17 protein-coding genes and 1 riboswitch are annotated in these 23739 nt (G+C 36.9%); of the genes, 15 read left to right on the top strand and 2 right to left on the bottom strand.

Annotated elements, in window-relative coordinates; all coding sequences use genetic code 11:
• On the bottom strand, nucleotides 1–471 hold the full coding sequence (locus P0092_RS13295; protein WP_004617588.1) for a MarR family winged helix-turn-helix transcriptional regulator: 471 nt from the start codon (nucleotides 469–471) through the stop codon (nucleotides 1–3).
• 193 nt (nucleotides 472–664) lie between these two features.
• Here P0092_RS13295 and P0092_RS13290 point away from each other — a divergent pair, with 193 nt between their 5' ends.
• Nucleotides 665–820 (top strand): aspartyl-phosphate phosphatase Spo0E family protein, encoded by a 156-nt coding sequence (locus P0092_RS13290; protein ID WP_040758399.1) that lies wholly within the window; start codon nucleotides 665–667, stop codon nucleotides 818–820.
• Here P0092_RS13290 and P0092_RS13285 read toward each other — a convergent pair.
• On the bottom strand, nucleotides 817–1044 hold the full coding sequence (locus P0092_RS13285; RefSeq protein ID WP_004617589.1) for a hypothetical protein: 228 nt from the start codon (nucleotides 1042–1044) through the stop codon (nucleotides 817–819). The genes P0092_RS13290 and P0092_RS13285 overlap by 4 nt on opposite strands.
• Before the next feature lie 166 nt (nucleotides 1045–1210).
• Here P0092_RS13285 and P0092_RS13280 point away from each other — a divergent pair, with 166 nt between their 5' ends.
• From P0092_RS13280 to P0092_RS13215, 14 genes are all read left to right on the top strand, one after another.
• Nucleotides 1211–1741 carry a GNAT family N-acetyltransferase gene (locus P0092_RS13280; RefSeq protein WP_004617590.1) on the top strand — a complete coding sequence of 177 codons (531 nt, stop codon included), beginning with the start codon at nucleotides 1211–1213 and terminating at the stop codon, nucleotides 1739–1741.
• A 91-nt stretch (nucleotides 1742–1832) separates the two neighbouring features.
• A riboswitch (cyclic di-AMP (ydaO/yuaA leader) is annotated at nucleotides 1833–1974 on the top strand.
• Nucleotides 1975–1978: 4 nt separating this feature from the next.
• Nucleotides 1979–2869, top strand: coding sequence for a C40 family peptidase (locus P0092_RS13275; protein ID WP_004617592.1), 891 nt, complete (start codon nucleotides 1979–1981; stop codon nucleotides 2867–2869).
• A 120-nt stretch (nucleotides 2870–2989) separates the two neighbouring features.
• Nucleotides 2990–5347 (top strand): DNA internalization-related competence protein ComEC/Rec2, encoded by a 2358-nt coding sequence (locus P0092_RS13270; protein ID WP_004617594.1) that lies wholly within the window; start codon nucleotides 2990–2992, stop codon nucleotides 5345–5347.
• A 24-nt stretch (nucleotides 5348–5371) separates the two neighbouring features.
• The gene (gene holA, locus P0092_RS13265; RefSeq protein WP_004617596.1) at nucleotides 5372–6388 is read left to right on the top strand and encodes a DNA polymerase III subunit delta; all 1017 of its coding nucleotides are present in this window, start codon (nucleotides 5372–5374) and stop codon (nucleotides 6386–6388) included.
• Between the two features lie 24 nt (nucleotides 6389–6412).
• Nucleotides 6413–8143, top strand: coding sequence for a single-stranded-DNA-specific exonuclease RecJ (gene recJ / locus P0092_RS13260; protein WP_004617598.1), 1731 nt, complete (start codon nucleotides 6413–6415; stop codon nucleotides 8141–8143).
• Nucleotides 8144–8635: 492 nt separating this feature from the next.
• Nucleotides 8636–10246 (top strand): carbohydrate-binding protein, encoded by a 1611-nt coding sequence (locus P0092_RS13255; protein WP_004617602.1) that lies wholly within the window; start codon nucleotides 8636–8638, stop codon nucleotides 10244–10246.
• A gap of 238 nt (nucleotides 10247–10484) precedes the next feature.
• The gene (locus P0092_RS13250; protein WP_004617603.1) at nucleotides 10485–11000 is read left to right on the top strand and encodes an adenine phosphoribosyltransferase; all 516 of its coding nucleotides are present in this window, start codon (nucleotides 10485–10487) and stop codon (nucleotides 10998–11000) included.
• Between the two features lie 53 nt (nucleotides 11001–11053).
• Nucleotides 11054–13234, top strand: coding sequence for a RelA/SpoT family protein (locus tag P0092_RS13245; protein ID WP_004617605.1), 2181 nt, complete (start codon nucleotides 11054–11056; stop codon nucleotides 13232–13234).
• An 18-nt stretch (nucleotides 13235–13252) separates the two neighbouring features.
• Nucleotides 13253–13702: a D-aminoacyl-tRNA deacylase gene (gene dtd, locus P0092_RS13240; RefSeq protein WP_004617607.1), complete on the top strand. Its 450-nt coding sequence runs from the start codon at nucleotides 13253–13255 to the stop codon at nucleotides 13700–13702.
• 17 nt (nucleotides 13703–13719) lie between these two features.
• Entirely contained in the window at nucleotides 13720–14346 is a 627-nt protein-coding gene (locus P0092_RS13235; RefSeq protein ID WP_004617609.1) for an MBL fold metallo-hydrolase, read from the top strand.
• Nucleotides 14347–14358: 12 nt separating this feature from the next.
• The gene (gene hemZ, locus P0092_RS13230; protein ID WP_004617611.1) at nucleotides 14359–15852 is read left to right on the top strand and encodes a coproporphyrinogen dehydrogenase HemZ; all 1494 of its coding nucleotides are present in this window, start codon (nucleotides 14359–14361) and stop codon (nucleotides 15850–15852) included.
• Nucleotides 15853–16239: 387 nt separating this feature from the next.
• Complete coding sequence (gene hisS / locus P0092_RS13225; RefSeq protein ID WP_004617613.1) at nucleotides 16240–17568, top strand: histidine--tRNA ligase; 1329 nt, start codon at nucleotides 16240–16242, stop codon at nucleotides 17566–17568.
• A 29-nt stretch (nucleotides 17569–17597) separates the two neighbouring features.
• Nucleotides 17598–19379, top strand: coding sequence for an aspartate--tRNA ligase (gene aspS, locus P0092_RS13220; protein WP_004617615.1), 1782 nt, complete (start codon nucleotides 17598–17600; stop codon nucleotides 19377–19379).
• A 41-nt stretch (nucleotides 19380–19420) separates the two neighbouring features.
• Nucleotides 19421–23701, top strand: coding sequence for a 2-hydroxyacyl-CoA dehydratase (locus P0092_RS13215; protein WP_004617617.1), 4281 nt, complete (start codon nucleotides 19421–19423; stop codon nucleotides 23699–23701).
• The last annotated feature ends 38 nt before the right edge of the window (nucleotides 23702–23739 follow it).

The raw sequence follows: 23739 nt of genomic DNA, 5'->3' as shown, positions 1-23739 counted from the left end.
CTATTTATTCCTAAAGCTAAAAATATCATCAAAGTGTGAATCAAGTGATGAAAGTATATTAATCAGGGCTTTTCTTTCGTCCTCACTAAGGATACCGTATATCTTTTCAGCCAGTATATTCCTAATAATAATAATTGATTCAAAAACATCTTTCCCAGTGTCAGAAAGAGAAATAAAAACTTGTCTACGGTCTTCATTGTCCCGTCTTCTGATGACATAACCTTTTTTTATAAGTCTGTCAACAGTAACAGTAGGAGTACCAAAAGTAACACCTAAAGAATTTGCAATTTCTGACATCCTCTTATCTTCCTCACCGTGACCTATAACAACTAATGTGTTGATTTCGATAACAGTAAGATCGTCAAGTGTTTTACTGAAAAATTTCTTACTCTCAAGTTTATTGTACTTATCAATAAGCTTTCTAAACAGTTCATCTACAATAAGTAAACTATTTTCTGTTTCTGAGTTCATGGTCTTTTAATCCTCACTTAATTTGAATTTCAAACTATTTTATTTTAATATACTACTGAATGTTTAAAAAGTAAACTGTTTTTGGAAAAAAATCAGTAATCACTTACAAATTTTGGGATATGTATTTACTTTAATACAAAATAATGGTAAAATAAGTATATATTTTACCAAAGAAAAGAAGTGGGGTTACATAATGCAAACAAATATTTACACACTTAACAAAGAAGTCGAGTGTCTTAAGCAGCAGCTTTATGATTTGTTGGATAATGAACCATGGGCGAAACACGACATTCTTAAAATCAGCAAGAGATTAGATGACTTAATTTTACAGTTTTATAGTTTAAATTAGCAACTACGATTAATTTCAATACATTCATGAATTACACATTCGATTAATGACCTTCTTTCAATTTGACTTATATGCTTTAAATTATTTTGGATATAACTGATTTTAAGTTCACTATTACTCTTAAAATCAGTTATATCTATCAAATTTTTTTTAAACACTTCCAGTAACAGTTTAAGAGTAATATAAGAACATTCAAACAATTGCTCGTTAAATACCTTACACATTTTCGGTTCCCCTTTCTGTCTTTTGTAAAATGCTTAGCTTATATAATAAAAATAAAGCTAATCACATTATATGTCAAATATTTCCTAATATGGGCTGTTTTTTATACCGTATTATTTGGTATAATTCATTGTATCAACACCTATTGTTCAGTAAGGATATGGTTATATGCTAAAGCTAGATATCTTGTTTGATGATTTACATTTAAAAAGTATTAGTTACAGAAGTGTTAAAAATATATATTCAATCTACGAAAATACGGATGGCTTTAAATTTGCAACAGGAGTTTATGGTTTTATAAGCTATGATGTATTTTCCAGTCAGCTTTTCAAATTTATATCTAAGGATAATGTATTCTTTTTGGATATTTTTCTTAAAAAAAAGGATTCGTTTATAGGCAAATCCATAGGTTTGGTCAAAGGCTCCTTGTCTGTTGAGGAAAATATACTCTGGATAAATTCATTTGCCATTGATTTACCGTATCAATCAAAGGGCTATGGTAAAAAAGTAATTAGTATTCTCGAGAATTACTTTAAAAATTCATTTAATGTAAATACTTATTGTCTTTCCGTAAGCAAAAATAATATATCCGGTTTTAAATTTTGGGAAAAATGCGGTTATACCGAATATGAATTTGACACCTTATATGATTTAAACAAAATAACCGAACATGCTCTGATTATGTGGAAGAAAGTGTAAAAAACATTAATATTACAAAATTATTACCAAAAAATTGCTGTTTTATTACTAAAAGTTTGACAAACTGTAATAAATTAAATATAATAATAACGAATTAAATAAGCTGAATCCTCGAAAGAGGTACGGAGGAACCAAGATTTGGGGTTAATCCATTTTTATTGTTTTAAGGAATGGTAGGGATGTCCTATTGCCCGAGCCCGTCAGCTAACTTCGGAAGCGCTACTATAGGAGGGGCCAATGACAGGTAAGATTACCAAGGTACTTGTCGCTTGTATTTTCGCCTTTTCACTTGTGTTAGTATGTTCTGCTGCAATGGCTGCTTCGCAGTCGGCTCAGATTGAGGGTACTGGCGTCAATGTAAGAAAAGAGCCTAATACTTCAGCAAGTGTCATCACTAAACTTTCCAATAAGAGAGTTTCAGTGCTTGATAAGTCTAGCGGTTGGTACAAGATTTCTTTTGATGGAAAGACCGGATGGGTAAGCAATGACTACATAAAGGTTATAACCACAAAAGGAAGTATTAATGCTAATGGTGTCAATTTTAGAGTGGGTGCCAGTACAAGCAGCAAAGTAATCAGTTCTTTAAAAGAGGGAACAGATGTACAAATACTGGATACACTTAATGAATGGCACAAAATTAAAGTGGGTTCAAAGGTTGGATACGTTTCGAAGAAATTTGTTTCTTCAGCAGCGAATTCAGCAAAAACTTCCCGTTCTACGGAAGCTGCGACATTTGTCAGCGATGATGATGATTCTCAAGTTGGCAGAATAATTGCATATGCAAAGAAGTTTATTGGTGTAAGGTATGTTTATGGTGGGAAAAGTCCAAGTGGCTTTGATTGCTCTGGCTTTGTCGGCTACGTGTATAAGAATTTTGGCGTTAGTCTTAACTGCTCAGCATCAGGCATGTATTCAAACGGAACAAGGGTTTCTAAGACAGCTTTAAGGGCTGGCGATTTGTTGTTCTTTGATGCATCTTCCAGAAAATCAGCTGGTGAAATAGACCATGTTGGTATTTACTTAGGTAACAACCAATTTATTCATGCATCAACTTCTAATGGAAAAGTGCTTATTCAGTGTCTATCTGAATATCGGGGAACTTACATTGGTGCGAAAAGAGTAATTTAAATCTTATCATAGACCACGAAAACGTCTTTTATAAGACGTTTTTGTGGTCTATATTAACTTTCAATTTTTATCTTGAAAATTCATAATTATTAATTCTATAAACTTAATATGGAGGTTGTTTTGAATATCAAAAGACCGCTCTGTCTTTTTGCTGTGTCCTTTATTTTGGGGATACTTCTTGTAAGCTGTATTGGATTGAATTCCTTTCTTATCACTTCATTCATAATTTTATTAACTATAATATGTTTTCTTAAAAATTTCGGAAAATTTAAAACTACAATTTTTATATTGCTTTCTTTTTTTATAGCAGGCGGGATGCTTTTCTATAATGCAGAATATCGCTATACCAAAAGCTTTAATCAGTATTACGGCAATCCCATAGAAGTAAAAGGTTTTATTGATAGTGAAGTACAGAATTCGGAGGACGGCAAATCAAATTTTGTTTTGCAAACAGAATCTGTAATTTATAAAAATAGGACCTTCAAGGTCAAAAACAGGATACTTGTTTATGTAAACAATATTAACATAAAAGGCTATAGAGCAAAAATCAGTTTTACGGGAGTTGTTGAAAAGCCAAAGCCTGCAACAAATCCGGGAGGCTTTGATTATAGAAGATATCTGGCATCTGTGGGGATTTCCGGACGAGTATATTTACATGGTGCATCCGATATTCAAGTCTCAGGTAAAAAGGGAGGTGGCTATTTATATAAAACAGGGTATGCAATAAAGAATAAAGTTGTTGACATAATCAGTTCTTCTCTGGATAAAAATCAGGCAGGACTACTGGAAGGTATGCTCATAGGATATAAGGACGGCTTGGATGAAAATGCCTTCAAAGCGTTCAGTAAAGCCGGGCTTACCCATATCATGGTAGCCTCGGGAATGAATATTGCATTTATTATTATGCCCTTTACTTTTATTTTCAAAAAGTTGCGTTTGAGCAATTTCAAAGCTAACATAATTACTATTTTTATACTTATATTATTTGTATTTGTTACGGGTTTTTCTGCCTCGGTAGTCAGGGCGGTTATTATGGGAATAATAATTTTGGCAGGCAGAATTATTATGCGTGAACCCGAAATATATACCAGTATTTCAGCCTCGGCACTTATTATACTGATAATTAATCCTTACACACTATTTGATATAGGATTTCAGCTATCTTTTGGTGCAACTTTGTCCCTTGTTTTGTTTTATCCGCGAATTAAGTCCTTTACCGAAGGAAAATATATCCCTAACGTAGTTTCAGATACACTTGCAGCAACCGTTGCAGCCCAATTGGGTGTTATACCCGTTACCTTGTATTATTTTAATAACTTTTCAACATTCTCTATTATTTCAAATATTCTCGTTGTACCGTTGGTTGAATTTGTAACAATTATAGGTTTTATTATGGTTTTTACAGGTTTACTTAATATATACTTGGCGGTTATTATCGGATACATTAATAACACCTTTCTATCCTTCATATTGTTTATTACAGAAGTAACGGCTAAAATACCGTTTTCGTTATTAAAATTACCTACCCCAACACTTGGAATGGTTTTGTTCTACTATTTATTCATAATTTATATGTTTAAAGGCAGGAATTATTTTAAGGTTAAGAAATACACAAAACACCTGAAAAGAGCAGTTGTTATTTTGACAATTATTATATTCGGGGCTAAGGCGCTAATACCTAAGCCTTTGGAAATAACATTTCTGGATGTGGGTCAAGGTGACAGCGCATTTATAAAAACAGCACATGGAACAAAAATACTCATTGACGGAGGAGGACGTGAGGCAAACTCAAAATCCAAGTTTGATATAGGGGAGTCAGTTATGATACCATATATTCTTGACAGGGGTACTAAAAAAGTCGATATTGTTATTGCCTCACACGGACATTCTGACCATACGGAAGGTCTCGAGGCAGTACTCAGAGAACTGTCTGTAGGTACGGTTATAGTGCCGGAAACTGACGGGAAAGGCTTTGGGAAAATAAATAGTATATGTAAAGATAAAAATATTTTAATAATTAAATGCAAACAGGGAGATAGAATAAACCTTGATAACGAAACGGTATTAGAAGTATTAAACCCCCTCCCATACAAAATAGACAGCATTGCCCAAGAGGATTTGAATGAAAGCTCATTAGTGTTAAAATTACTTTATAAGAATGCTAAAGTTTTGTTTACGGGAGACAGTGGGCTTCCCTCAGAGGAAAGAATGTTACAGCAAGGGCTGGATTTAAAAGCGGACATAATAAAAGTAGGACATCACGGGTCTCCCGGCTCATCAAGTAAGGATTACATAATGGCGGTTAAGCCGAAATATGGTATTATACCGGTAGGTCGCAACAATTTCGGCCATCCCAGCCAATTTGTTATTGATACATTTGAGAAGCAGGGAGCGAGACTTTTTAGGACGGACGAAAGCGGTGCAGTTATTGCTGCCAGCTATGGAAATGGGTTTAACATTAGGACAATGATACCTTAAAAATACAATAAATAGAGGAAGAATATGAGTTTTGATATATTAAAAAAAGAATTAAAGGAAAATAAACTGCAAAATGTATACCTCTTTTATGGTCAGGAAGATTACCTTATAAAGTACTATATGAATGCTATAGGTAACCTGATTGTTGACGAAGAAACAAAGGATTTAAATTATATATATCTTGAAGGCAAAAAGGATACGAATACGCTTATTGAAAACTGCGAAACAATGCCTGTTTTTTGCGATAAAAAGCTTGTAATTTCAAGGAATTCCGGCTATTTTAAGTCAAAAAAAGGAGGCGGCGAGGGGTCTGATAAGAAATCAGAAAATAATAAACTTGCAGACTATATTGAAAATATGCCTCCCTATACTTGTCTCATATTTGTGGAGCAGGAAGTAGACAAGAGAATAAAGCTGGTTAATACCATAAAGAAAAAAGGGCTTGTTGTTGAGTTTGATTATCAGAAGCCTGCTGACCTTGTAAAATGGGTCGTAAAGGTTTTTAAAAGCCATAAAAAAACAATAGATACCATTGCAGCCTCGTATATAGTTGAAAACAGCGAATATTCCATGGTAGAGCTGTTAAATGAAATTGACAAAATAGTAAATTTTACAGGCGAAATACAGAATATTTCCATTGACGATGTAAAGTCAGTATGTACAACTACTATAAAAAGCAGAATTTTTGACCTTACAGATGCAGTAGCAGAAGGAAATATTTCAAAAGCACTTATGCTTTTAAATGACATGGCTTTTTTAAAGGAGCCCATGCAGAAAATAATGTACATGATTGTAAGACAGATAAGAATGGTATACAGAATGAAGTTACTCAAACAACAGGGCATGAGGGAGGATGCGGCAGCAAAGCAAATGGGACTAACACCTTTTGTTGCCTCTAAAGTTCTTGGTTTAAGCAGGAATATGGAAATAGGGGTTTTGGAAAAGGCCATGTATTACAGCCTTGAACTGGATGAGTCCGTAAAGACGGGAAAAATGACTGACAGAACAGCAATTGAGCTTCTCATAGTCTCAATGAAATAATACAAATATGGGGGTCAGGTGGATTTGCAAAAGTGGATACTAAAAAATCCTAAGTTTGATTTTAAAAAAATGTCAAAAGAATTAGGAATCAGCGAACTTCTTTGCAGGATTATAGTAAACAGGGGCATTAAGGATTTAGATAATGCCAGAAAATATATAAAGGCCGATTTACAAGGGCTAAACGATCCCAGACTAATGAAAGATATGGTTTTGGGTGTTTCAATTGTTCAAGAAAAAATAAAGCTCAATAAAAAAATTCGGATTATTGGCGACTACGATGTTGATGGGGTTGTAAGTACTTATATATTATATAAAGCCTTGGCCAGGTGTGGTGCAAATGTTGACTATGCCATTCCTCACAGAATACTGGATGGATACGGGATAAATAACAGCTTGGTTGAAAATGCTTTAAATGACGGCATTGACACTATTATTACCTGTGATAACGGTATTGCTGCAAGAGAGCAGATACAATTTGCAAAAGAATCCGGTATGACAGTAATAGTTACAGACCATCATGATGTACCAGACATTATTCCCGAAGCTGATGCAATTATAGATATGAAGCAGGCAGATTGTCGGTATCCCTTTAAACTACTATGCGGGGCAGGGGTAGCGTTTAAATTTACACAGGTACTATACGAGGAAATGTGTATTCCCCGTGAGGAAGAAGCCGAATTTTACGAGTTCGTTGCAATTGCAACTGTTTGCGATGTAGTTGATTTGACTGAAGAAAACAGGATACTTGTAAGAAAGGGGCTTAATACAATAGCAGATACAAAAAATATCGGACTTAATGCACTTCTGCAAAAGACAGGAATATCAGGAAAAAGTATAGGTGTATACCATCTCGGTTTTATAATAGGTCCGTGTATTAATGCATCTGGCAGGTTGGATTGGGCCATGAAGGGGTTGAAATTACTCCTTATTGACAATCAACAGGAAGCAGAAGCCTTGGCAGCTGAATTATATGAATTGAACAATGAGCGAAAATCCATGACCGTAAAAGGTGTGGAAGATACAATTGAAACAATAGAAAACAGTGATTTAAAAGGTGACAGAGTTTTGGTAGTATATAAGCCGGAAATCCATGAAAGTATTGCGGGCATCATTGCCGGAAAGGTAAGAGAAAAATATAATGTTCCAACATTTATACTTACAAGAGGTGAGAATTGCGTAAAAGGCTCTGGTCGCTCAATAGAAGAATATAATATGTTTGAGGAACTTTTAAAGTGTAAGGAGCTTTTTACCAAATTCGGGGGCCATCCAATGGCAGCCGGATTCAGCCTGGACGCTGATAAAGTTGATATTTTAAGGGAAAGAGTAAACAGTATTACTACACTTACAGAGGATGACCTTATTCCTAAAATATATATTGACGCACATATACCGTTATCTGCAATTAACATAAGGACGGCAGAGGAATTAAGTTATTTGGAGCCATACGGAAAAGGAAACACAAAACCTCTGTTTGCTGAAAAAAATATATCAGTAAGGAAAGCCACGGTATTCGGAAATGAAAGAAAAGTATTAAAGCTTAGATTACAGAACGGAAACAGTTTTGTTGACTGCGTTTACTTCGGAAATATTGATGAGTTCGATACATATGTTTCTGAAAGGTTCGGAAGTGAAGAATTACAAAACATATATGCAGGACGTAACAGTATTATAAAACTGGATATGATTTTCAACATTGATATCAATGAATATAATGGATATCGAAATGTTCAAATTGTTTTACAATATTACAGATAGTATCTTATATAGTAAATAATAAATTATGGGGCTGATAAAAAACAGAAAAACTATCTGTTTTTTATCAGCCTTAAATAATCACAAAATTATTATACTAAAGTCAAAAGAAATTATATTGAGATGGAAACAGTTTACATTTTATAATGAGTTGAAATGAGATTTACTAATCGATCTTTTCAACTTGCTCCTATTCTTTACACCTGCCTATTAAAAATAATTCTTGTTCGGGTCGTAGTATTAGTTGTGGCATCATTAATAATCAGGGAAAGTGCTTCGTTGGTTCGAATTTTAATTCGTGAAATATAAGAAGGGAGGTTAAGAAGTAGAATTCGAAGCATTTGTATACCTTCTCTCTAATTTACGTTAGGTTAAATAAATCCGGTAAAGTAAATATATTAACTCATCTTTATATTATACAGGTGATATAGGAGTCTATTTTATTGCTTCAATTTTTAAACACCAATTTAAAAATTTTTAAGGAGGCTTAATTTTATGTCTAAGAGAGTTAAGAAATTATCAATTCTTCTTGTTGTTTGTATACTGGTATCAATTTCAGGAATTAATACCGTTTTTGCGGATTATCCGATATTTTACCAGCGCTATACTGCTGACCCGAGCGGTATAGAAGCCAATGGACGACTTTATCTTTATTGTTCACATGATGTATATGATCCAAGTAATCCGGGTTATAAAATGAATGATATAACCTGTATATCTACTGATGATTTAAAAAACTGGACTGACCACGGAGAGGTTTTTAAAGCATCAGGCTGGGCTTCATTGTCATGGGCTCCCACAGTTGTAGCTAAGAATAATAAATACTATATGTATTTCGGAAATGGTGGCGGTTCAATAGGAGTTGCAGTAAGCGATAGTCCTACCGGACCTTTTAAGGATGCATTGGGAAAAGCTCTTATAACCGGAAGCACTCCCGGAGTAAATGCTCCCAGCGGATTCTGGTGCTTTGACCCGGGCGCCTTTGTGGATGATGACGGACAGGCTTATGTATACTTTGGCGGAAACGGCGAGGGTAATACAAGGGTAATTAAGCTTAACGATGATATGATAAGTATTAAAGGCTCTGCTTCTCAGATTGTGGCTCCGATTTTCTTTGAAGCTTCATTGCTTCATAAGTACAAAGGCAAGTATTATTTCTCTTATTCTACGAATTTTTCAAAAGGAGCTGCCACTATAGATTACATGATGAGTGACAACCCTATGACAGGATTCCAATACAAAGGAACAGTATTAGCAAATCCTCCTTCTAATGAGGGCAATAATAACCATCAATGTATATTCTCATATAAGAATAACTGGTATATAGCTTATCACAACAGAGCACTTGCAATAGCTAATGGTGCTTCGAGCGGTGATGCAAGAACATACCAGAGAAATGTGTGCATAGATAAAATAACCTACAACGCAGACGGAACAATGCAGAAGGTTAACATTACCAAAGACGGTCTTACCCAACTGAAGTATGTAAATCCTTATGTTGTTAATGAAGCAGAAACCATGGCGCAGGAAAGCGGTATAAATACTGAAGCTTGCAACGCCGGTGGCCGTGATGTATGCAATATTGAGAATGGTGACTGGGTAAAGGTAAGAGGCGTTGATTTTGGTTCTGCCGGGGCAACATCATTCGATGCCAGTGTTGCATCAGCGAACAGCGGAGGCAGTATTGAAATCCGTCTTGACAGTGCTGACGGAAAGCTTGTTGGAACTTGTAACGTCGCAGGAACCGGAGACTGGCAGAAATGGGTAACAAAATCCTGTGCAGTTAGCGGTGCAACAGGAGTACATGACTTATATCTGAAATTTACCGGAGGAAGCGGGTATTTATTCAATATAAATAATTGGAAGTTCAATACTCAAGCAAGTAAAATTGTATACGGAGACCTTGACGGAAGCGGAGATATAAATGCACTTGACTTTTCACTTATGAAGCAGTTTATTCTTGGCTCGATAACAAAGTTCCCTTCCGCTGATGGAATCACTGCTGCTGACTTGGATGGCAGCGGCTCTATAGATTCTCTTGACTATATACTTCTGAAAGAATATCTCCTCGGTAAAAGAACACAGTTCCCGGTTGAAATAAAGTAGCAGGTATCAGTTGAGAATTCCCAAATGAAATATACCAATGGGGATACTTAAAAAAGGCTCAAAACACAGGTGAAATGACCCTGTAGTTTGAGCCTTTTTGATGTTTTATAGAAAATATATTGTGGGGCAAAAAGCAATTATTTCCTCCACTATATTTATACGTCCTTGTAACCTTAGATTTATTTATTTATAATATATTAATGTATGATATAATATTTACTTATGAGAGGAGTTTACTATGGATTTTAAAGATAAACTCAGACATGTTATGGATTTTCCTAAGGAAGGCATCGATTTTATCGATATTACGACTGTTCTTCAGGATTCTGAGGCATTTAGAGAATGTATGGATACATTCAAGACACTGGCGGAAAAAATGGGAGATTTTGATATTATCGTAGGTTCAGAGTCAAGAGGATTTATTTTTGGTGCCCCCTTGGCATACCACATGAATAAAGGCTTTGTTCCTGTAAGAAAGAAAGGAAAACTTCCATACAAAACCGTACGTGAAGAATATGATCTGGAATACGGAACAGATGTCCTCGAAATGCATTCAGATGCAATTAAGCCGGGACAGAGAGTATTAATAGTTGATGATCTTCTTGCAACGGGCGGAACTACCCAAGCTAACATCAGACTTGTTGAGCAGCTGGGAGGAGAGGTTGCAGGTGTAATATTCTTTATAGAGCTTATGTCTCTGAATGGAAGAGATAAGCTTAAAGGCTATAAAGTTGATTCAATAGTAAAATTTTGACAAGACTAATTATGTAATTCATTCGGGCGTCGTTTGACAGGTGGAGGGACACATTGATAGACAGCTTTTCAGTACTTGTTGAGAAAGTTAGAAAATACGACCCTGGTTGCAGCTTTGAGATGCTTGAAAAAGCATACTCTGTTTCAAAAGCAGCACATATGGGTCAACAGAGAATATCAGGAGAGCCATACATTATTCATCCGGTTGAGGTTGCTATAATTTTAGCAGAGATTGAATTGGATTGTACGGCACTTGTTGCTGCCCTTTTACATGATACCATTGAAGATACAACATGTACTTACGATCAGTTGAAAGCTCAGTTTGGACAGGAAGTAGCAGAATTGGTGGACGGTGTTACCAAGTTGGGAAAAATCCCATTCACTACAAAGGAAGAGCAGCAGGTTGAAAATCTTCGCAAGATGTTTTTGGCCATGGCCAAGGATATCAGGGTTATTATGATAAAACTTGCCGACAGGCTTCATAATATGAGAACCCTGAATTACATGACTCAGGACAAACAACTTGAAAAAGCAAGAGAAACCCTTGAGATATACGCACCCCTTGCACATAGACTTGGTATTTCCAAAATTAAGTGGGAGCTTGAAGATATTTGTCTTAGGTATCTTGATCCAAAGGGATACTATGATCTTGTTGAAAAAATTAATACAAAGAGAAAACAAAGAGAAGCATATATAACAATAATTATTGATACTCTACGTGAAAAAACAAACGAACTAAGAATAGAAAATGCACAAATAGATGGGAGACCAAAGCACTTCTACAGTATTTACAGAAAGATGGTAAAGCAGAACAAGACACTGGATCAAATATATGACTTGTTTGCATTCCGTATAATTGTAAATTCTGTAAAAGATTGTTATGCGGTGCTGGGGCTTGTCCATGAACTATATAAACCTATGCCGGGCAGGTTCAAGGATTATATAGCCATGCCCAAACCAAATATGTACCAATCATTACATACAACATTGATTGGACCTGAAGGTCAGCCTTTTGAGGTTCAGATAAGAACATGGGATATGCACAGGGTTGCAGAGGTTGGTATTGCGGCTCATTGGAAATACAAGGAAGGAATTAACAACGCAAAGGATTCCGACAATAAATTTGCATGGCTCCGGCAGCTTTTGGAATGGCAAAAGGATACCAGAGACGAAAGCGAATTTATGGAAACACTCAAGATTGACCTGTTTACGGATGAGGTATTTGTATTTACTCCAAAAGGTGATGTAATAAATCTTCCTGTAGGCTCAACGCCTGTGGACTTTGCTTATGCAATACACAGTGCTATCGGTAACAAAATGATAGGTGCCAAGATAAACGGTAAAATGGAGCCTATTGATTATAAGCTGAAAAACGGCGATATAATAGACATTCTTACTTCCTCAACAATTCATGGCCCCAGCAGGGATTGGCTTAAAATTGTTAAGAGCAGTCAGGCGAAAAGTAAGATTAATCAGTGGTTCAAAAAGGAAAAGCGTGAAGAGAATATAATCAGGGGCAAGGAAATGCTTGAGCGTGAGCTTAAAAAGCAGGGCTTGTCCTATACACAGCTATTTCGAAACGAGTGGGTTGAAATTGTATTAAGAAAATACAATTTTGCATCTCAGGAAGATTTATATGCCGGAGTAGGATATGGAGCAATTACGTCAAACAAGGTTATAACCAGGCTAAAGGAAGAATTTAAAAAGACACTTAAACCTGAAGAGTTAGAAGAAATACTGGAAACAATTGCCCAGACAAAAAATGATAGAAAGAAAAAGCACACTCTTGAAAGCGGTGTAATAGTAAAGGGAATTGATAATTGCCTTGTGCGTTTATCAAGATGTTGTAACCCTGTTCCCGGTGATGAGATAATCGGGTATATAACCAGAGGCAGAGGTGTTTCAGTCCACAGAAGCGACTGTATAAATATTTCTGCTGATCAGGAAGAAGAAGAAAGGCTTATAGATGTAAAGTGGCGTTCTACCAATGATGTTGCCTATAAGGCAGATATAGTGCTTATGGCTAATGACAGGACTTCTCTCCTGCTGGATGTTACCAACTGTATCACAGAAGCAAAAATACCTATAAAGGCAGTCAATGCAAGGACTACCAAGGAACAGATTACGATTATAACTCTTACCCTTGAGATAACAAACACCGAGCAACTGGAAAAAATAATTAAAAGACTTAGGAAAATAGACAGCGTATTTGATGTAACCAGAAATAAACAATAATCGGGGGTTTTCAGGTAAATGAGAGCAGTTGTTCAAAGAGTAAAAAAATCAACTGTTACTGTAAGCGAGAAGCTTGCAGGAAGCATTGGTCAGGGTCTTATGGTTCTTCTTGGAGTTGGTAAGGAAGATGACCACCGTGATATAGAATATCTATCAGAAAAAATACTGAATTTGCGTATTTTTGAGGATGAAGACGGTAAGATGAATAAGTCTCTGTTAGATATAGGGGGACAATTGCTGGTTGTATCACAATTTACACTTTTCGGAGATTGCAGGAAAGGCAGACGACCCGGTTTTGACAAAGCTGCCAAACCTGAGATTGCAAAAGAACTATATGAAGGTTTTGTATGCAAGTGTAAAGAAGCCGGTGTAGTTACCGAAACAGGAATTTTTCAGACTGACATGCTGGTAGATATAAGCAATGACGGTCCGGTTACACTTATATTGGACAGTAAAAAGGAATTTTGATGACGGAGGTTCGGCATATGTTTGTAAAACCAATAAATGGAGGTTTATTTGACTCGGTATCCTATATAGTTGGAAATGGAAATGAAGCTGTTCTGATAGATGCAGGAGTTCCCTCTGACAAGGTGCTTGCTGCACAAGAAGAACTAAAAACCAGTATTAAAAAAATAATACTTACTCATGGACATATTGACCATATTACTTATGTTGACGATATAGCGGCTAAAACAAATGCCAAGGTATATATTCATGTCGACGATGAGCAGGCAATGTCAGATGCAAGACTAAATATTTCTGCTTTTACGGGAAGTTCGGCAACCTTTGAATGTAAGTACGAAGTTCTTAGGGACGGAAGCAGTATGAAAGTCGGAGGACTGGAATTTAGGGTAATTCATACTCCAGGACACACCGCCGGCTCTATCTGTATTCAGGTTGAAAATCTGCTATTCTCCGGAGATACATTATTTAAATACGGGTATGGAAGAGTTGATTTGCCAAACGGCAATTTTTCTGATATTTATAGTTCAATTGTCGAGAAGCTTTTTGTATTGCCCGGCGGAATTATAGTTTATCCCGGTCACGGTGTAAGTACTACCATTATTGATGAAATAAGAGACAATCCTATAAAAAATGCGGTTCAATGGTAAAAAGAGGATGAAATGTTAATATACAACAACAAGACTAAAAATTTTGATTATGAACTTGAAGATGTAGTAAAATTATTTTTTGCTCAAAACGAAATAAAGAAATTCAATGAGCCTTGGGATGATTGTTCCGGGGCATTTCTTTTCTGTTTTATGTCTTATGAGGGCGGAAATGACTTCTTTAATATCAGCTTGAAGGACAAAGGATTTAGCGAGATTATAAGCCTTAACTGCACAGGTGTAATGGAATCTTCGGATAAGCTTAAAGTAAAAGAGTTTAAAAGAAGCCTAAAGAGAAAGCTGTTTTTATTGCTGACCCAATATACCGGCAAGATTATACCCTGGGGCATCCTTACAGGTATAAGGCCTGTAAAGCTGGTAAATGAGTTGATTGATATGAAGCTCACAAAGGAGGATATTATTTGTGCTTTACAAAAGGATTACTTTGTAACGGAGAATAAGTCAAGGCTTCTGTATGAAGTAGCAGATAATCAAAGAGAATTGTTTACAGAGTCAAGGGAAAATAGCATATCACTGTACGTTGGTATTCCTTTTTGTCCTACTCGTTGCTTATATTGCTCCTTTAGCTCAAGTACCATATCGCAATATAAGAAGATGGTGGGCGTTTATGTAGATACTTTATTAAAAGAAATAAGGCATACAGCGCAGCTTATGAGAGAAAAAGGCCTTGTCGTTGAAAGTATATATATTGGAGGGGGAACACCCACCTCGTTGAATGAACGGCAGCTGAGTCGTCTCCTAAGTGGGATTGAAGAGTGTATTGATATGACTTACCTTAGAGAATACACCCTTGAGGCCGGACGTCCGGATACCATAACTATTGAGAAGCTAAAGGTTATTAAAAACAGTCGTGTTTCACGAATCAGCATAAACCCTCAGACAATGAATGAAAAAACCCTTGAAAGAATAGGAAGATTTCATACCCCGGAAGATGTTGTTAATGCTTTTAAGGCTTCAAGGGATATGGGTTTTGACAATATAAATATGGATTTAATCTGTGGACTTCCCGGAGAGGACGTTGAAATGTTTGGTGAAACCCTAAGAAAAATAAAAGAGTTGAACCCGGACAGTTTGACAGTTCATACAATGGCCATAAAAAGAGCTTCACAGCTAACAAAGGAAATAGAAAAATACAGTCTAAAGACTCAGTATGTTGATTCTGCCTTAATGGTTGATATGGCTCGTGAATGCTCAAAAGAAATGAGTCTTAACCCGTATTATCTTTACAGGCAGAAAAATATTCTTGGCAATCTGGAAAATGTAGGATATAGTAAAATTGGTATGGAATGCTTATACAATATACAAATAATGGAAGAACGTCAGACAATACTGGCCTGTGGAGCAGGAGCGGTTACAAAGGTGGTTTTCCCTATGAACAGATTGGAAAGGTCATTTAATGTAAAAAGTGTTGAGGAATACATCGGTAGAATAGACGAAATGCTGGAGCGGAAAGCCAATATTCTTATGGAAGAAAATAATAAATATTGACAAGCTTAGATGTAAATTCTAAAATATATGTATGTAAATAGGGAAGTAGCCTTAAAAGGGAAGAGTAATTAGTACTGCTATTAAGGGAATGGTTGTCTTAGACTGAGAGCAGCTTATAGTAAGACTATTGAAAGACACCCTTCAGAGCATAGCTCCGGGCTGACGAGATTCACTCGTCCGTTTTCCGCGTTAAGGAGCTAAGTGGGTTCTATATTTGAATCATTAGGGTGGCACCACGGGAAGTTCCTCTCGTCCCTTGTTGGGATACGGGAGGTTTTTTACTGTTCGTGGGTATGCTTTCATTAGAAATTACGTATTTCTTTTAATATTTAGTTAATGTGTTAATAATTTGTAGTGTATTATACTTTTATGATAGGAGTTGTTTAAATGGCAAAAGAAGTAATTACGCCTTCAATATTGCCGGGCTTTATGGAATTGTTACCGGCTGATCAGATTGTTTTTAACAATATGCTGGATACTATTAAAAAAACATATGAAAAGTACGGTTTTATACCTCTTGATACACCGATGATTGAGAAGTCGGAAGTTTTGCTGGCAAAAAGCGGCGGTGAAACAGAGAAGCAGGTATACAGGTTTAATAAGGGAGATAACGATTTATCCCTGAGGTTTGACCTTACGGTTCCCCTTGCCAGATACGTGTCACAGCATTTCGGTGATTTGACATTTCCCTTCAAGAGGTATCATATAGGCAAGGTTTTCAGGGGTGAGAAGCCACAAAAGGGCAGATTCAGAGAGTTTTATCAATGCGATATAGATATTATAGGAAATGAAAACCTCAGCGTAATTAATGATGCTGAAATATTAAGTGTTATTTATTCAACTTTTAAAGCACTTGGATTTGATGATTTTACTATCAGAATAAATAACAGGAAAGTACTTAACGGGTTTTTTGAGGGTCTTCAGGTATCGGACAAAACTGAAGTACTGAGAACCATAGATAAGCTTGAAAAAATAGGCAATGAAGCTGTACTAAAGGAGCTTGAAGCCATAGGACTTTCTAAGGAAAATTCACAAAGAGTTTTGGACTTTGTAGGAACCAAGGGCAGTTGCAGGGATATAATAAAACATCTCAGGGAAATGAATTTCCAGAATGAAATGTTTAATGAAGGTATAGATGAACTGGAATTAGTGGTTAACTACATAGATTCCTTCAAGGTTCCTTCAGCAAATTATACTATAGACCTTACTATTGCAAGGGGATTGGACTATTATACAGGCACGATATACGAAACTGTTCTAAACCGGTATCCGTCTATCGGCAGTGTATGTTCAGGAGGAAGGTATGATAATCTTGCTCAAAAGTATACAACAAAGAAATTACCGGGGGTAGGTATTTCCATAGGTCTTTCCAGACTGTTTTATCAGTTGAGGGAGGCAGGAATTCTTGGAGAAATGAAAAGAGCTACGCCTTCAGAGATACTTGTAATACCAATGAACGGAACAATGGGAAATGCTTTGGAAATAGCAACAAAAATAAGGGATGAAGGCGTGTCTGCTGAAATATACTTTAACGAAGGAAAAATAGGAAAGAAGTTTTCGTATGCCGATAAACTGGGTATACCTTATGTAATAGTTGTTGGTGAAGATGAGGTTAAATCGGGTATATTTAAATTAAAAGACATGGCAACAGGTGAACAGGCTGATTTGTCTGTTGAACAGATAATTGAAAAATTAAAAGCACAGGATAACATATAATCAGAAGAATCTGATGGGAGGATATAAACATGGGAGAATCAATACATGGCTTAAAGAGAAGTCATAAGTGTACAGAACTGAGCAGTTCAAATATCGGTGAGAAAGTAACGGTTATGGGCTGGGTTCAAAAACAAAGAAATCTGGGAAGCTTGGTTTTTATTGATTTAAGAGACAGAACAGGAATTGTACAGCTTGTTTTTACTGATAAAGACGGTGAAATGTTTGACAAGGCTAAGACAATCAGAAGTGAGTTCGTAATAGCAACCGTGGGTACTGTAGCGGCTCGTTCACCTGAGGCGGTAAACAAAAAAATGGCCACGGGAGAGATTGAGATAATTGCAAGTGAACTGAGAGTACTCAGCACTTCTGAAACACCACCTATGTATATAGAGGAAAATTCAGAAGTTAACGAGCAAACACGTCTTAAGTACAGATTTTTGGACTTGAGAAGACCTGATATGCAAAGGAATCTCATACTTAGACACAGAGTTGCAAAAGTGGCAAGAGACTATTATGATGAAAACGCATTTTTGGAAATTGAAACTCCTATATTAATAAAGAGTACACCGGAGGGTGCAAGAGATTATCTCGTGCCTAGCAGAGTTCATCCCGGAAAGTTCTTTGCATTGCCTCAGTCACCACAGCTGTATAAACAGATATTGATGGTGTCAGGTTATGACAGATATTTCCAGATTGCTAAATGTTTCAGAGATGAAGATTTGAGAGCTGACAGACAGCCTGAGTTCACTCAGATAGATATTGAGATGTCATTTGTAAATGTTGATGATGTTCTGGAGGTTAATGAAGGATTTGTAAAAAAGGCGTTTAAGGAAGCTTTGAATATAGATGTTGAAACTCCCTTTTTAAGAATGCCTTATGCTGAAGCTATGGAGAGGTTTGGTTCAGATAAGCCGGATATCCGTTTTGGCATGGAACTTATAAATATGTCAGACATGGTTGCAAATTGCGGTTTTAAGGTATTTACAGATGCAGTTGCCATGGGTGGAAGTGTTAGAGCAATAAATGCAAAGGGCTGTGCTAAATTCAGCAGAAAAGAAATAGATGCATTGGTAGAAGTGGTTAAGACTTACAAGGCAAAAGGAATGGCATGGATTTCCATTAGTCCGGAAAACGAGATAAAATCTTCATTTGCCAAATTTATGTCAGAGGACGAAATGAAGTCTATACTCGATAGAGCTCAAGCTGAGCCCGGAGATTTGATATGTTTTGTAGCTGATAAGAACAATGTGGTTTTTGATGCATTGGGACAGTTGAGACTTGAAATTGCAAGAAAGCTGGATATTCTCAATCCTGATGAATTCAAATTCCTATGGGTTACTGAATTCCCATTATTCGAATATGATGAGGATGAACAGAGATGGGCTGCGAAACACCATCCGTTTACAAGTCCTATGGATGAAGACCTTGAATACTTGGATACTGACCCGGGGAGAGTACGTGCGAAGGCTTATGACATGGTTTTAAACGGTGTTGAGCTTGGAGGAGGAAGTATCAGAATTCATATACAGGAGTTGCAGGCAAAGATGTTCAAAATGCTTGGTTTTTCAGAAGAGGATGCTAACAGGAAGTTTGGTTTCCTTTTAGAGGCATTTAAGTACGGTACTCCACCTCACGGCGGAATGGCATTTGGTCTTGACAGGCTTGTAATGCTTATGGCAAAGAAAAACAGTATCAGGGACGTAATAGCTTTTCCTAAGGTACAGAATGCATCCTGTCTTATGTCAAATGCACCGGATGTTGTTGATGAAAAACAGATTGAAGAGTTGCATATAAATATATCAAAAGAATAATCAATTTAAAATTCTAATTTGGAGAGATTAGGTCGTTAATTATGAAGAAAAAATATCATGTGGGGTTAGATGTCGGTTCAACCACTGTAAAAATGGCTGTGCTGGATAAAGATAATAGAATAGTATATTCAAAATATCAAAGACATTATTCAGATATACGTAAAACTATATTTGAATTAATGAATGAAATGTGCAATTATTTTTATCAGGAAGAATGTACTATGATGATAACCGGGTCCGGTGGATTGCTGGTTTCACAGTGGTTGGGGCTTGAATTTATTCAAGAGGTAATTGCAGGTTCAGAAGCAATTCAAACCATCATTCCTCAAACAGATGTAGCTATAGAATTAGGTGGAGAAGATGCTAAAATCACATATTTCCGCGGAGGTCTGGAACAGAGGATGAATGGTACCTGTGCAGGTGGTACAGGTGCTTTCATTGACCAGATGGCTTCCTTGCTGCAGACGGACGCAGCAGGGCTTAATGAATTTGCCAAAAAAAGCAGAGTCATATATCCAATTGCGGCAAGGTGCGGTGTTTTTGCCAAGACAGACATACAACCGCTCCTTAACGAAGGTGCTGCAAAGGAAGACATAGCCGCTTCAATATTCCAGTCTGTAGTAACACAGACAATAAGCGGGCTTGCATGCGGAAAACCAATAAGCGGAAATATTGCGTTTCTGGGAGGTCCCCTTTATTTTCTCTCTGAGCTTAGAAAAAGGTTTGAGATTACACTTAATTTGAGACCGGAACAAGTTATTTTTCCTGAAAACTCTCAGCTATTTGTGGCAGTGGGTGCAGCTCTATCTTCCAAAGAATGTAAAATAACATCCTTTAAGGAGATAAAAAACAAGTTACCGGTTTTAAATACTATATCAGTACATGAGGTTGAGCGTTTAAAACCACTATTCAGTTCGCAAGAAGAATTGGATGAATTCAGAAACAGACATAGGCGGCAGTCAGCTTCCGTTAAACTCCTTGAAAAATACAAGGGGGATTGTTTCCTAGGGATTGATGCCGGCTCCACAACAACAAAGGCTGTTTTAATTAACAATGAGGGCGAACTTCTTTATTCCTTCTATGGCAGCAATAATGGAAGCCCTTTGAGTTCATCTATTAAGATATTAAATGATATCTATTCCAAATTGCCTGCAGACGCTAAAATTGTTAACTCCACCGTAACAGGTTACGGGGAAGGGTTGATAAAGTCTGGGCTAGGGGTAGACATCGGAGAAATTGAGACAATCGCACACTACAAGGCTGCGGATTTCTTTCTGCCGGGAGTAGATTTTATTCTTGATATTGGCGGTCAGGATATGAAATGCCTTAAAATAAAAGATGGTGTTATTGACAGCATTATGCTTAACGAGGCATGTTCCTCGGGGTGTGGGTCTTTTATTGAGACTTTTGCCAAGTCCCTGAATTTTGCAGTGGAAGATTTTGCCGAACAGGCATTATTGGCTGAAAAGCCTGTTGACCTTGGTTCAAGGTGTACTGTATTTATGAATTCAAGAGTTAAGCAGGCTCAAAAAGAAGGGGCTCAGGTTGGAGATATATCAGCAGGTTTATCCTATTCGGTAATCAAAAATGCACTCTTGAAGGTTATCAAAATAAGAGACCCTAAGGAAATGGGTAAAAAAATAATCGTTCAGGGAGGAACCTTCTTAAATGATGCTGTACTAAGAAGCTTTGAGCTTATATCAGAGAGAGAGGCTGTAAGGCCTAATATAGCCGGATTAATGGGCGCTTTCGGTGCTGCTCTTATAGCAAAAGAACGGTATACCGGGGGAACATCAACCATTTTATCAAGGGAAAATATAGGAAACTTTGTCTTTGATACTGAGCTTCAAAGATGTAAGCTATGCAGCAATAACTGTCTTCTTACTATCAATCAATTCAGTGACGGAAGCAGATTTGTATCCGGAAACAGATGCGAAAGAGGTGCGGGCATTGAAAGTACAACACAGGATGTTCCGAATTTGTATGATTACAAATATAAAAGAATTTTCGGATACAGGCAAAACAGTGATGTTGAGCGCAGAAGGGGGACAGTAGGCATACCACGTGTTCTTAACATGTATGAGAACTATCCTTTCTGGTTCACTTTCTTTGACGAATTAAAATTTAAGGTGGTTTTGTCACCTCGTTCATCAAAGAAAATATATGAACTGGGTATAGAGACTATGCCTTCAGAATCTGTTTGCTATCCGGCTAAACTAGTACACGGGCATATTATGAGCCTTATAAATCAAAAGGTTAACTATATATTTTACCCTTCTTTACCTTATGAGAAGGTTGAGGATGAGGGGGCCGACAATCATTATAACTGTCCGATTGTTACTTCATATCCTGAAGTAATTAAAAATAATATGGATATACTTCACACAAGCGGAGTTAAATTCTTTAATCCATTCTTGCCCTATGATGACAAGGAAAAACTTAAAGTACGTCTTTTCCAAGTGCTGGGCAAAGAGTTTGGTATCTCAAAGGCAGAAATTGAGCAGGCCGTAGAAAAGGCATGGACAGAAGAAGAACAGGCAAGAGAAGATGTCAGGAAAAAAGGTGAAGAAACTCTTAAATATTTAATGGAGACAGGTAAAAAGGGTATAGTACTTGCCGGAAGGCCGTATCATGTGGACCCTGAAATACACCATGGAATACCCCAGATAATTACTTCCTTTGGATTTGCAGTACTTACAGAGGACTCTGTGGCTCATCTGGGAAAGACAGAAAGGCCCCTTAGAGTTGTTGACCAGTGGAAATACCATTCACGTTTGTATGGAGCGGCAACAGTAGTAAAGGAACACCCGGAACTTGAAATGATTCAGTTGAATTCCTTTGGATGCGGACTTGATGCCGTTACAACTGACCAAGTTCAGGAGATATTGCACTCAAATGACCAAATATATACTGCATTGAAAATAGATGAGGGCAACAATCTGGGAGCAGCTAAAATCAGAATAAGATCATTAGTTGCTGCAATTGAAGAAAGAGATAAGAAAACTGTCAAGCACCATAATAAATCAGGTAGTTTTGAAAGAAAAGTATTTACCGAAGAAATGAGAAAGACACATACTATCCTTGCACCGCAAATGTCACCTGTACATTTTCAGTTTGTGGAGGCTGCTTTTAAAAAAGCAGGTTATAATATCGTTGTTCTTCAGGAGCTTGATAACAATGCTATAGAGGATGGTTTGAAATATGTAAATAATGATGCGTGTTACCCGTCTATTATTGTTGTGGGACAGATTATACATGCGCTTAAATCGGGACAGTACGATCTTGACAATACTTCTGTTTTAATTACTCAGACAGGAGGGGGCTGTCGAGCTACAAATTATATCGGCTTCCTTAAAAAGGCTCTTGCAGAAGCTGGAATGAAACAAATACCCGTTATATCTTTAAATGCACTTGGGATGGAAGATCAGCCGGGATTTAAGATTACGATGAAGCTTCTGGATCTTGCTTTAAAAGGTCTTGTTTATGGAGATTTGCTTATGAGGGTACTGTATAGGGTTCGACCTTACGAGCTGGTACCGGGTTCCGCAAACGAACTTTATAGAAAATGGGTAGATATCTGCATGAAGTCTATTTATGAAGATAAAAAAGGTAGTTTTAAGCGGAATATAAAGGCTATAATCAAAGATTTTGACGAGCTTGAAATCACTGATGAGGTAAAACCAAGGGTTGGACTGGTTGGAGAGATATTGGTAAAATTCCACCCTGATGCAAACAATAATGTAGTTGATATTGTGGAAAAAGAGGGAGCAGAAGCGGTAATGCCTGACCTCATCGACTTTTTCCTTTACTGTGCATATAGCCCTAATTTCAAGCGTAAGCATCTGGCAGGTACTTTAAAAAGTAAACTTATAAACAACGCTGTAATAAGCGTAATAGAGTTGTATAGACGCCATTTAAAGAAATACCTCCACAAAAGCAAAAGATTTGATGCACCGCACTCAATATATCATCTTGCAAACAGTGCTTCGGAGATTCTCTCTCTGGGTAACCAGACCGGGGAGGGGTGGTTCCTGACCGCAGAGATGATTGAACTGATTAAGAGTGGAGCAGGAAATATCATTTGTATGCAGCCATTTGCCTGCCTTCCTAACCACGTTACGGGGAAAGGTATGATAAAGGAACTCAGAAGAAGGTATCCTGAATCAAATATTGTTGCAGTTGATTATGACCCGGGCGCCAGTGAAGTTAACCAGCTAAATAGAATAAAGCTTATGATGTCAGTTGCGTTTAAAAATATGAGAGGTGAGACTGATTTGCAGGAAAGTTATCAGATGCCTCAACAGGAGAAAAAACAAGCGTAGGTTTAGTAGCAAACACAATTAAAAAACACAAGAATAGC

This window comes from Ruminiclostridium papyrosolvens DSM 2782, from assembly GCF_029318685.1.
Lineage (GTDB): Bacteria > Bacillota > Clostridia > Acetivibrionales > DSM-1351 > Ruminiclostridium > Ruminiclostridium papyrosolvens.
This window is presented reverse-complemented; position numbering and strand designations above follow the sequence as displayed.